11 protein-coding genes and 1 pseudogene are annotated in these 12,646 nt (G+C 32.3%); 3 read left to right on the forward strand and 9 right to left on the reverse strand.

The window, feature by feature from the left end:
• Positions 1-90: 90 nt before the first annotated feature.
• The 3 genes from AAGD45_RS04315 to AAGD45_RS04325 are packed head-to-tail and all read right to left on the reverse strand — an operon-like array spanning position 91 to position 2,737.
• A complete protein-coding gene (locus AAGD45_RS04315; RefSeq protein WP_341762146.1) occupies positions 91-1,332 on the reverse strand; it encodes an MFS transporter in 1,242 nt (413 codons plus the stop codon).
• A 6-nt stretch (positions 1,333-1,338) separates the two neighbouring features.
• Positions 1,339-2,094: a LuxR C-terminal-related transcriptional regulator gene (locus AAGD45_RS04320; RefSeq protein WP_341762147.1), complete on the reverse strand. Its 756-nt coding sequence runs from the start codon at positions 2,092-2,094 to the stop codon at positions 1,339-1,341.
• 43 nt (positions 2,095-2,137) lie between these two features.
• Positions 2,138-2,737 (reverse strand): hypothetical protein, encoded by a 600-nt coding sequence (locus tag AAGD45_RS04325; protein WP_341762148.1) that lies wholly within the window; start codon positions 2,735-2,737, stop codon positions 2,138-2,140.
• A 535-nt stretch (positions 2,738-3,272) separates the two neighbouring features.
• Here AAGD45_RS04325 and AAGD45_RS04330 point away from each other — a divergent pair.
• Complete coding sequence (locus tag AAGD45_RS04330) at positions 3,273-3,626, forward strand: hypothetical protein (RefSeq protein WP_341762149.1); 354 nt, start codon at positions 3,273-3,275, stop codon at positions 3,624-3,626.
• Between the two features lie 87 nt (positions 3,627-3,713).
• On the opposite strand, the pseudogene AAGD45_RS04335 reads toward AAGD45_RS04330, so the two are convergent.
• Positions 3,714-3,913, reverse strand: a pseudogene (locus AAGD45_RS04335) (DDE-type integrase/transposase/recombinase); the annotation flags it as partial.
• A 211-nt stretch (positions 3,914-4,124) separates the two neighbouring features.
• Between AAGD45_RS04335 and AAGD45_RS04340 the strand changes: the two are divergent.
• On the forward strand, positions 4,125-5,006 hold the full coding sequence (locus AAGD45_RS04340) for an ATP-binding protein (RefSeq protein ID WP_341762150.1): 882 nt from the start codon (positions 4,125-4,127) through the stop codon (positions 5,004-5,006).
• Positions 5,007-5,471: 465 nt separating this feature from the next.
• Positions 5,472-6,530 carry a hypothetical protein gene (locus tag AAGD45_RS04345; protein ID WP_341762151.1) on the forward strand — a complete coding sequence of 353 codons (1,059 nt, stop codon included), beginning with the start codon at positions 5,472-5,474 and terminating at the stop codon, positions 6,528-6,530.
• A 337-nt stretch (positions 6,531-6,867) separates the two neighbouring features.
• On the opposite strand, the gene AAGD45_RS04350 is transcribed toward AAGD45_RS04345, so the two are convergent.
• The 5 genes from AAGD45_RS04350 to nusA form a co-directional block, all read right to left on the reverse strand.
• Positions 6,868-7,338 (reverse strand): GNAT family N-acetyltransferase, encoded by a 471-nt coding sequence (locus tag AAGD45_RS04350; protein WP_341762152.1) that lies wholly within the window; start codon positions 7,336-7,338, stop codon positions 6,868-6,870.
• Positions 7,339-7,345: 7 nt separating this feature from the next.
• Positions 7,346-7,741 (reverse strand): 30S ribosome-binding factor RbfA, encoded by a 396-nt coding sequence (gene rbfA, locus AAGD45_RS04355; RefSeq protein WP_341762153.1) that lies wholly within the window; start codon positions 7,739-7,741, stop codon positions 7,346-7,348.
• On the reverse strand, positions 7,742-10,240 hold the full coding sequence (gene infB, locus AAGD45_RS04360) for a translation initiation factor IF-2 (RefSeq protein WP_341762154.1): 2,499 nt from the start codon (positions 10,238-10,240) through the stop codon (positions 7,742-7,744).
• Between the two features lie 207 nt (positions 10,241-10,447).
• Positions 10,448-10,639, reverse strand: a complete 192-nt coding sequence (locus tag AAGD45_RS08730; RefSeq protein WP_410521078.1) for a hypothetical protein — start codon at positions 10,637-10,639, stop codon at positions 10,448-10,450.
• A 474-nt stretch (positions 10,640-11,113) separates the two neighbouring features.
• The gene (nusA, locus tag AAGD45_RS04365; protein ID WP_341762155.1) at positions 11,114-12,610 is read right to left on the reverse strand and encodes a transcription termination factor NusA; all 1,497 of its coding nucleotides are present in this window, start codon (positions 12,608-12,610) and stop codon (positions 11,114-11,116) included.
• Positions 12,611-12,646 lie beyond the last annotated feature (36 nt).

Raw genomic sequence — 12,646 nt, forward strand, 5'->3', positions numbered from 1 at the left:
AGTATTTTGTGAACGATACTATGCTGCTTACAGACCGAAAATTTTGTTAAAATTGGCGTTTTTCAGTTAACTTGACGGTATCGTTAAAACTTATATTATATTTTTATATGTTTCTTTGTAAAAAAATATTATAAAAATAGCTAAAATAGCTAGGAAGGTTAAATAATAAGACATCGCTAATCTATCTCCTGTAACCTGATATATCCAAGCACCAATCATAGGGACTGTCCCTCCAAATATTGCTGCACTTATGTTGCATGATAGTGCTACTCCTGTAAAACGAACACTAGTTGGAAATAGTTCCACTAGAATCGTTGGTATTGCACCCATATGAAATGCTACTATTACAGCAAATAAAATTTGTGCTGTAGTTGCAAGATAATAAGATTTAGTATTTATCATGAGAAAAATTGGGTAGGTGAGTATTATAAGTGCTAGGCAACTAAAAAGAATTACAGGTTTGCGTCCTATCTTATCTGAGATGTAGGCAGTAATAGGAAAAGTAATGATCATGGTAACTAAAGTTAAGCTTCCTAATGTTGAGCATTCAGTTTGGCTATATCCAAGGGACAACATGTAGTTTGGAATGAAAATAGTTGCAGCATAGAAAGGTGCTGTAACATTAATATAAAGACCTATTGCTAACCAAAGTTTTTTCTTATAGTTTAATAGTAGTTCTCGCAAAGGGTATTGTAAGACTAGTCCACAATCTCTTACCTTGGCATATATTGGGGTTTCTGAAATGCTATTTCTTATGTACATTCCTATCATACCAACAAAAAAACTACTAATAAAAGGTAATCGCCACCCAAAAGACCATAAATCTTCTTTTGATAACAAGGAACTGAGTAAATAAGCAATTATTATCCCTAACAACATTCCTAAGCATTGACTAATATATACAATACTTCCAATTATACCCCTGTTATTTGCTGGTGCATGTTCTGTAAGGTAAATAACGCAACCACTAAATTCCCCACCTAATGAAAATCCCTGAACTAACCGTACTATAGTTAAAATTATTGGAGCAACTAAACCAATTGAATTATAACTAGGTAGTAATCCTATTATGGTAGTGGGAACTACCATTGTCAAAATACCTATAACCAAGGAAATACGTCTCCCAAATTTGTCACCAATATTACCAAAAATAATTCCTCCAAACGGTCTTACCACAAACCCAGCTGCAAATATTGCAAAAGTCAGTATTTCACTAATAGAACTATCTGGCAAAAATTTTTGTTTTAGTATATAAGCAAACTGAGCATATAAAATAAAATCATACCATTCCAATGCGTTGCCAATCATACAGGTCAAAACAATTTTTTTCATAGAAACCTATTTTGTAGACACAGGAATAATACTATTTGGAATGTAATGTAGGAAACCACTATTAATTGCTTTTTCTATAAGTTGAGATTTATTACTGCACCCTAACTTTAATTTGATTATCGCAAAGTATGATTCCACAGTACGTACTGACAGGTTTAATATAGTGGCGATTTCTTTCATGGATTTACCACGTAACAATAAGAATACACATTCTTGTTGTTTTTTGCTTAAAGGAAGAGGAGAATGCTCCTGATTTAAAATATAAATTATAGGTTTATCCTGCGAATTTATAAATTTTTTATCAAATTGATTTAATGCTAGATACCAATTAAACATATTAGTGTTAGATATGTCCATAACTTGACCAAATATCCCAGTGATTTTCCCATCTTCTTGTTGTATGGGGATCTTATGGCTCATTAAGGTTTTCCAGCCAGATGAATAATTGCAAATATATAAGCTTAATATCGCCTTAGTAGTATCGATAACTTTCTGATCAAGGGTTATAAATTGCTCAGCTGCTTTTACGGCTTCACAAGGTATGTCAAAATCTGTTAAATCAATGCAGTGGTCTGGACTCTTCCAACCCAGTAGTAGAGCATAATCTTTACTAATAACGGAATACTTAGAATTGATGTCTTTAGCGATAACAAAGCCAGGTACATTTACTATAGAAGCAAATTCAGATTTTAAATCATTTTGTTTAGTACAAATGATTGATGTATTTTGTACTGAGCTTTTATCTTGGACAGGCTTCAACATAATTTGTTACACGAATATTTTGTTGTTATAATTAGCTGGACACTTAGTTGGACACCTCTACACTATAAACTATTTTTTCAATATTACCATTATATCCTAGTTCTCCTATAATAATCTTGGAAGCTTTACATACCATATTTTCTTTGAAAGAGGCTGCTACTCTCTTTGCGGTATCCTGTAATTCGAACCTTGGTGGGTATTGGTAAAACAACGTCATATGAGGATTATATAACTCCAAAACTCCACTAACGCCATAATTATCGACTTGTTCACGTTGGACATTTGACATATCTTTATAAACATCTTTAGAGCGAGCTAATGGATGTTTGTGGAAAGGGCTAGCTAAATGAACGATGGATGCGTGTAATTCCTGAAGATATTTAGTTTTTTCTGCTCCTAAGTCTATCCACCTATCTGCAGTAGAGTAAATTTTACTAAGATTTAAGGTAACAGGTTGGAGCTTTAGTCCTTTAATTTTGTTATATATTTGTTGTAGATCTTTTGTTTCATATGCTCCGTGATATAAGGTAACATGCCAATAATTTTTAACATTATTTAAACGACTTAATATTTTTGCAATATCCTGATTTAGTTTTTCAGCTACTCTTACACATTGTTTCTTTTGGTAATATAACAATCCCATATTCTTTTATATTATACTCATTCAAAATGAAGATGCTTTTGTAGATGCTTGTAAATGCGGGAGTTTAGGCTATTATTTAAAGCATCTTCATTTTGAATGAGTATATTATTTTTTCCTGCTGCTAATGTTCTGCTACTATACGCAAATACAAACCAAACTATAACAAAAAAGAAGAATGATTTTTTAATTAAACTCCTAATAGTTGCATGTGACATAGAGCATTTTCCTAATAAATCCTATACTTGAAATTGCATAATTTATACCTCAAAATTATTTTTTCATTATCGGATGACTAACTTTATACATAAATAATATGTAAAAAATCAACTCATATCAATACCGTAAAAAATACTGTAGTAATTAATACATCAGTAAGTTATAATAATATTTTTTCGAATATTAAGTAAAGTAAAAAATAGGATTTACTAAATGATTAAAATAAATACGTATAGCAGCAATCAATCAGCCGACCTTATCTAGCCTTACAACAGGCTATACGGACAAACATAACATTAGCAAACAAAAGAAGTAGAACATGAATTACCAAATATTAGCCCTGGTCATTGGAGTATTTAGCCTAATCATCGGACAGATATTATTAATACTACTCTCGGTCAAATGGCTTAATCAAATCAGATCAACCTGTAGTGACATCAAGGTTATTTGCAATAATTTTTCTAACGTCTACATCAAAGCACAAGATGAAATAGTAGCTCTATATCAAAAGAGTACAGAGCTAGCTAATAGTACAGTTAAGAAAGAACATCATATATTACATGCTACCTTTCAGTTAGAAGACATAAATGTCAATCTTAAAACACTACTTGACGAGTGTAAAGTATTTACTAGCTCTAGCAATACTACGCCACAGACCAAGGAACAAAAATAATTAACATTAACTAACTAACCCCAGTTGATTCTGTCGCATCTGTAAATCGTGGTCTAGCGAGAATCGTAAAACCTCAGATTTTGGACATTATGATGCCATGAGCATAACAAAATTTTCAAAAGTAGAAAAATTATTATTAGCTCCAGTAATTTGTCTTTTTTGAATCATACGAATATTTTCTATATCAGTGATAGTAACCACAGCAGAACAAAAAATTTTAAACCAAGCATTGGTTTAGCTCGTTTCTTGATAAAGCGGTGTTCTTGTTCAGCTATATTATTCAGATATACTCTTCTGCTCCTACGAATTGTTTTTTGAAAATATCATGGATTCGCATGCGTAACTATACTATATGTACGCTACGCCTTCTCACCATTCATTTTCAAATCCAATTCTTCAAATCATTTGAGTATAGTTGCAAGAATGGAAGATATAAAAGATTAGAGAAATTAAGATTGATCAATAAATATGGACTTTACTCCTAAATAGTAAACCTATATGTATACAAGATATTTCAAATTAAATTTAAATCACAAGCAAACAGCTTTCTTATGGGGAGCTAGAAAAGTAGGAAAATCAACTTACTTAAAAAACCTATACCCTAATTCAATATATTATGATCTATTAAAAACTGACTTATATTTTAAGTATCTAAAACAACCATCAAATTTTAGAGAAGAAGTATTAGCACTACACTCAGCTAAGCTTGATCTTTCTATAATAGTAGATGAAATACAAAAAGTACCAGCGTTACTTGATGAAATACATTGGCTCATAGAAAATACTGATAGTTATTTTATTTTATGTGGTTCAAGTAGTAGAAAATTAAGAGCATATGGTACAAATTTATTAGGCGGTAGAGCAATAAAATATAATTTTTTTCCATTAGTATACCCTGAGGTGAAGGAGGATTTTGATCTTTTAAAAATATTTAATAATGGCTTAATTCCATCGCATTTTATCAGTAATAATCCTCGTAAATTACTAAAAGCATATGTTGAGGATTATTTAACTAATGAGATTTGGGCTGAGGGACTGGTAAGAAATATTACAGCGTTTAGTAGATTTATAGATAGCACGGCTTTTTCCTCTGGCGAACTAGTGAATTATTCTAACATATCTCGCGATTGTTTTATTGATGCTAAAACAGTTAAAGAATATTACCAAATATTGGTTGATAGTTTGGTAGGATATTTAGTTTATCCCTATCAAAAAAAAATTAGTAGAGAAATTATATCATCTAATCCTAAATTTTATTTTTTTGATGTAGGCGTTGCAAGTAGTATTAGCCAAAATCATTTTAATAATACCAAAGGATCAGAAGCAGGAAGGGCTTTAGAACATTACGTATTTACTGATACTAATTATCTTTCAATATAGAATGTCGGATGCTATATTAAAATATGAAGCAAGTCCTCAAATTATTAAGTCTATCACTCGTTGGAACTGGATTATTAATCCTATTAATTCTGTATTGAAAGATAATTAGTATGAGTTGATTATACAACTATCTCTTTATTACTCGTCACCCAATTCAATGTATTTAACTATATTTGGTACTTTTGTAAGTTCTCTAATTAAATGGCGTGAATATGGGGTTCTATGTCTTATTTCCTGTAGTTTCACTAGAGTAGAGCTGTAACCATGATAGCATTCTAGCCATCTCTTTAATTTTTCTTTAACTCAAATACCGGTCTATGTTTTCTTTAGTACTCTATTTTTTAGACCAAAATAATATGAGTTTCTTTAACTAAAAATTATACTTTAATCAAAAAAAATGTTATATTTAAGATGTAGTACTTTATTAATTTGATAGGAACAGCAATTGATAACGAAGAACATTTTATGAAGTATAAAAATTATAGCATATCTAATCATATAAAACTTGCACTACAAAAAGCAAATTTTATAGTTTATTATTTTAATAATTTGCCTGATAGGTATCAAATTACAGAAGACAGTTTTAGAGAAGAAAACATGTGCCTAGATTATCCAAGGAGTTCTTATAAAATTAAGCTACATGATAAATTAACAAAAAGTACTATTGAAGTAAAACAGTTTAATTATGACTGGGCTCCTCCTGCTTATGATTGTCCATCTCTTTGGGCTAATAATATAATATTTGACCATACATTAATTCCAAAACCTTTACATTTTGTAGTTAATAGTAAAGTAGGTTGGATAGGAAAGAACTATAGAAATGAACAAGCATTATCAGTTATACAAAATAGAACTACAACTGAGATTTGTATTAAAGACAGTGCTGGTAAAGAAGTAGATGTTGATTTACAGGAACTAACAAGATATTTAAAGCCCGCTGATTTAAAAGCACAAAGTCAGTTACTTGATAAAACTTATGCAGAATTAAGCTATGCCGGTTCAGGTAGTGTAAATATAGTTGATGTACCATTTAGTTTTTGGAGAACCTCTTCAAGTAAAGAGCTAAAGTATCAGAAAGCTTTTTCATATCCTAATTTGCCTGATTTTATGGCTAAATTAAAAATTAGCATACCTGACAGTTATAAATATAACCTTGATACAGTTTTTTACTATTTTAAAACTTCAGAAATGGAGAAAACAGGTAGGGTAGAATTTATATATTCATACCAAAATGATAGAGATGTAAATATTAGGGTTGTGGTATGGTCTAGTTCTGAGAATCATAGTATAAAATATCCCCCAGAACCAGACATTACTCAAAAGTTTGAGTATTCTGTTTTAAAGATAGGTGATAAAGAAGTTTATGTTGCATATAGAAACAAAGAGGTGGGACCATTTGAAGCAGTGTGGAGTAGAGAAGACTACAATTACCTGTTAATTACTAAACCTGAGGTGTTCACGGACGATAAATGGTTTCAAAATTTACTATGGGATGTGATTCAAGATAATAATTTTGATACATGACTAGAAACAACCTAGGTGTCTTTTTGGAAACAGACATTACTCCTTATGAACAAAACAAGAAAGAGTTAACAGATACTAATTATAAGCATTGGTATACCCAAAAAGGATGAAGAATAACTATTTTTTTCTTATGAATTCACAGCAATTATCTTTTTAAAAAAATTATGGAATCATGAGATTTTTAAGTGAATATTTAAAATAATATACTCAAATGATTTGAAGAATTGGATTTGAAAATGAATGGTGGGCATACTAGGCGTACATATAGTATAGTTACGCATGCGAATCCATGATATTTCCAAAAAACAATTCGTAGGAGCAGAAGAGTATAACACTATTATTCATTAGAGTTATATAATTTCATTCCTTCATGTGTTGCTTCAAAACCAAGTCTTTCATAGAACTGTTTGGCTCTTGGACGTTTTTTATTAGTTGTAAGCTGAACAATGGAGACACCTTTTGATTTGCCATATTTCATTGCAATACTCATCATCCATTCACCGAAATGTTGTCCTCTATACTTTTCTGAGATACGAACAGCTTCAATTTGCATCCTAGTTGAACCTATGAAAGTTAGCGATGGCATGATAGTCAAATGGCAAGTGCCAACTATTTCTTTATTCATTTCAACTATCATCAAATATTGATTTGGATCACTATCTATCTTGTAGAACGCATCAATATAAGCTTGATCCAATTCTTCTGAAAACTGTTCTCTTGTTTGTCCAAGTTCATCTTCTAAAAGAAGGTTGACAATTGTTCTTAAGTCAGCAATTGTGGCTTTGCGATGGGTAAGGTTTTGATTCATTGTAATCCTACTTCACTCTATTAGTTTCAACTTGCTTCAATAACTCCTCAACTTTGTAAGCATTATCAAATCCGTGATCATAATGAAAACGAATTTCCGGTGAATATTTTAAATTAATTTTAGCAGTTATAAAATTTCTTATAGCATATTTCGAATTATTTAAAGAGTCAATAAGTTGTATCTCATTAAAAGTAGTATTAAATGGTAGAAAGTAACAATCTGCTACTTTTAAATCAGCAGTAACTAAGACTTTAGTAATAGTTACTGGGCAATTAATCAGACGTTCATCTAACATCTTACCACGCCTTAGTACTTCCACTAATGCTTCATTTATTAATATTGCCACTTTTTTTTGCCTTTGTGACCTATTTTGTGACTTGTCTTTATCAGAAAGTTTTTGCATTTACAATAACTGTTTTTTTTCTTCAATAATTTCGAAGACTTCTACTATATCACCTTCTTTTATATCATCATAATTTTCAAAAGCGATACCACATTCAAAATTCTCGTGAACTTCTTTGACATCATCTTTAAAACGTTTTAGAGTCTTAAGTTTTCCTTCGTGAATAACAATATTATCTCGTAACAAGCGAACTCCAACACCTCTTTTAATAGTACCCTTGGTAACATAACTACCTGCAACTTTACCAACTTTTGAGACAGTGAATAGCTGTCTAATCTCTGCTGTACCAATATATTGTTCACGAATAATTGGTGAAAGCATACCACTCATTATTGATTTAATATCATCTAACAAATTATAGATAATGGAATAATATCTAATATCCACTTTTTCTTTTTCTGCCATAGCCAAAGCATTATTATTAGTTCTAACGTTAAAACCAACAATAATAGCGTTGGATGCTTTAGCTAAAGTAACATCTGACTCCAATATTCCACCTACTGCATGATGTAAAATCTTTAAACGAACTTCATCATTTGGCAACTTTAATAGACTAGTGATAATTGCTTCAATTGAACCTTGCACATCACCTTTAACAATTATCGGTAACTCTTTTATCATACCGCTATTACCGGAGGCTTTTAGGAATAATTCTTCTAGAGTTGATCTTTGGGTAACAGAAATTTTCTTTTCTTTTGCAAGGCGTTCACGATACTCTACAATATCTCTAGCCTGCTTTTCATTCTGCACTACATTAAACTGATCTCCTGCTCGCGGAACTTCATTTAAACCATAAATCTCTACTGGTAAAGTTGGTTCTGCCTCGGTAAGATCTAATCCTTTGTCATTATTCATCCTCTTAATTCTACCATATTTCGTTCCAGCAACTACTATATCTCCATTTCTTAGAATACCACGTTGTACCAATATAGTAGCAACCGCTCCTTTACCTTTATCAACTCTTGCCTCTATGACTACCCCAGCAGTGAGTCCGCTAAAGTTAGCCTTAAGATCCTGCATTTCTGCAACCAATAATATAGCCTCTTCTAACTTATCTAAATTAGTTTTCTTTAAAGCTGAAATTGGTACAATTATAGTATCACCTCCCAACTCTTCACTAACTAAATCATAAATTAATAGATCATTTTTAATTCGGTCAAGATTAATATCCGGTTTATCTATCTTATTTATTGCAACGATTATAGGAACATTTGCCGCTTTAGCGTGATTAATTGCTTCAATCGTTTGCGGCTTTATTCCATCATCTGCAGCAACTACTATAACCACTATATCTGTTACCTTTGCCCCTCTAGTTCTCATATCTGAAAACGCTTCATGTCCTGGAGTATCAATGAAAGTAATAGCCCTCCCATCAGCCAAGGTGACTCGATAAGCACCAATATGCTGGGTAATCCCACCTGTTTCCTGACTTGCCAAATCAGTTGACTTTAAAGCATCAAGTAACGAAGTTTTACCGTGGTCGACATGTCCCATAATCGTTACAATAGGAGCCCTATGCTTTAAATCTTCTTCCTTATCAGCTTCACTAATCAATATATTTTCAACATCGGACTCTTGAACCCTTTTTACTGTATGCCCTAAGGTCGTAGCAACAAGCTCTGCTGTATCTGCATCAATTGTTTGGATGGTTGTAGCCATAATACCGAGCTTCATCAATTCTTTTATAACATCTGTGGCTCGCTCAGACATTTTATTGGCTAGATCTCCTACAGAAATAGCTTCCGGAATAATAACTTCCCTGTATACTTTATCTGGTGTTTGTTGCTCGGCTTTACGTTTTTCTTTTTTTCTAGCTCTTTTTATTGATGCAAGGCTTCTAGTTCTACCAGTATTATCGCTTCCATCTGCATCAAGCATATTGAAGATATCTGCCTTTTTTAATTTTTTAGACTCCTCAACTTTAACCTTTGGTACTACTATTTTATTATCACCAGTCTTATCCACCCCAAAAACATCTTCAGGTGCAACGCCAAAATTACTCTGAGAACCAATCAGTGTTGATCTAACAAAAGACTTGGATGGGTTGTTATCCTGTGAAGATGTAGGTGCTAATGTAGTAGGTGGTATTTCAGAATCATTTTCGATATCTTGTAACTCATCCTGAACATTTTCTTCAATATCGTCTATATAGTCTTTTTTCACAGGTTGATTGATAGTTGCAAGTTTACTCAGAGTGCTAATCTTACTATCAGTACTCTGAGATTTTGCATCTTCTGCTGCTTTTTTTAAAATAGTTAAGCGTCTGTTAAATTCTTCTCCAGCAGTAGATTCGCCGCCTTGAGAAGTAGAACCACTAGACCAAAGTTTGTTAAAAGACAAAGTATTAGCTGGAGTGCTACTCTTCCTAACTTCTACAATTGTTTTTGCAGAACTAACAAAACCTCTAGTAACATTGGTGGGTTGGGTTGGCTTACTAAGCGATAGTTTAGGACCACCAAGTGTTAGTTTCTTTGGTTTAGGTTCTTGGTTATTCGTCATAAATATTAAACCTTTAAATAGCAATTATATTTGTGATAAAGTTTTTTAAATAATTTTGCTATGTGATTAATGATTAACAGATATACTCTTCTGCTTTAAAGAATTGGCTTCTGCAAATATTTGTGGGGAATAGTAAGGTACACTCACCCCTTGTTTGTTGTCTCCATTCTTCAAATCATTTGAGTATATCGAATAATTTACAAATTTCTAATTTATCATTAGACCTTTTGTAGAATTCACTTCTGTTAGGGAATTTGTAGGAGACACGAAACCTTGACCCGCAACATACTCTAGAGTACGTGAGGAGCAGAGTACCGGTATCACACACAAATTACCAGTAGAAGTAGAATGATGCAAGAGGTCTATTAGATTTTCTCTTGCACTTGACTTGCATCTCATGCTTACACTATAATACCATTTTTTTTAAGGGAATTGTTAATTTTTTCTTTACCCAAAATTAAATTACCAAGTTTCTGTTATTAGAAATGGCTAATTTTGCTAGTAGTTCTTCAGTATATCAATAAAATTCTTAGCACTAATACTTAATGCTAAATTTTTTAAAATTTTCTTGCTTTGACTGACAACTAATTAAACATTTTATATCCTCGTCTACGCACATGGCAACTTAAGTAGTTTAGGTAGCATCCCCACAACTGTTGAAAGTTAAAAAATCGTCATCGCGAGGCGTCGATAGACGCCGTGGCGATCTCATGAAGTAAGCTCTTCTTCACAAGATTGCCACGTCGTCGCTTACAGCGACTCCTCGCTAATAGACGGTTTAGGGCTTACAAAGCTCCTCGCGATGACGGCTTTTTAACTTTCAACAGTTGTGGTAGCATCCCCTGTCAGGATTGATACTGAGGTTGCTTAAATTTATTCATCTTCACGAGTACGAGCTGTACGAATCAGTAATTCTATATCATCATCTACCATGTTAGAATTAGGCACTAATGATTTAAATTCATTAACTGTCAACTCTCCCAAATCTTCTATAGTCTTTACACCATACTCAGCTAATTTTAATATGAATTCTGGTTGTAAATCCAATACATCAATTAATTCTTGTTCAACACCTAAAGCTTCGAGTTTAATAATAATTTTTTCATTTTTAGCATTTACATAATTTATTGCTCGTTCTCTTATCTCAGTTGCTAATTCTTCTTCAAAGCCTTCAATATTCATTAAAGTTTCAATTTTACTGGAAGCTAACTGTTCTAGAGAGGTAAAACCTTGTGCAGATAACAGTTGTGCTATCACTTCTTCAACATCTAAGGTCTCCATAAATAACTCAGTAGCAGAGCAAAACTCATCATTTCTCCGTTTGGATTCTTGATCTTCCGTCATTACATTAATATTCCAGCCAGTAAGTTTAGAGGCTAAACGAACATTTTGACCTCTTCTACCAATTGCAAGACTCAAATTATCTTGAGACACAACTACATCAACTATATTCTTATCTTCATCAATAACAATTTTTGCAATTTCTGCAGGAGCAAGTGCATTCATAATAAATTGGGCAATATTCTTGCTCCATAATATTACATCTATTTTTTCGCCATTAAGTTCATTAGTAATGGCCTTAATCCTATTACCTCTAATTCCTACACATGAACCTATAGGATCAACACTGGAGTCAGAAGCAAAGACTGCAACTTTTGCCTTTGATCCAGGATCACGAGCTATAGCTCGCAATTCAATTATATTATCATAAATCTCTGGAATCTCTAATTCAAATAATTTTATTAGCATTTGGTCGTCAGTTCTAGATAGAAAAATTTGTGACCCTTTAGACGATAATCTTACGTCTTGTACATAAGCTTTAATACGATCATTAACCTTAAAGCTTTCTCCTCTAATGAGCTGCTCCTTTTTAATCATTGCTTCAGCACGACCACCAAGGTCAACTATGATATTATTAAACTCTACTCTCTTAACAGTGCCGTTTAAAATCTCACCTTTCTTATCTTTAAAATCTTCATATTGTTTTTCTCTTTCCGCTTCACCAACGCGTTGTATTATTATTTGCTTAGCGGCCTGAGCTGCAACACGTCCAAGATCAATAGGCGGTAAAAATTCATAAATCTCATCGCCAATTTTAGCATCGACTTTCTTTTCAACAGCATCCTTTAAAGAAATTTGAGTAAAATAATTCTCCACATCATCCACTACATCAAGGATTCTAAAAAGATTAATATTACCATTTTTCCTATCAATCTCAGCTTTTATATTATGTTCATTTCCATATTTTCTGCGTCCTGCAATCTGTACAGCCTGTTCCATTGCCAAAAGTAGTGCTTCCTTAGGAAGATTCTTTTCTCTAGCTACAGAATCTATGATCTGCAGAATTTCTATGTTACCAATATTAATCATAAATTCACTGCCTTTTAATGTTAAACTTCTTGCATC

Origin of the sequence: Candidatus Tisiphia endosymbiont of Thecophora atra (assembly GCF_964026395.1) — a bacterium.
In the GTDB taxonomy this organism is placed as follows: Bacteria; Pseudomonadota; Alphaproteobacteria; order Rickettsiales; family Rickettsiaceae; genus Tisiphia.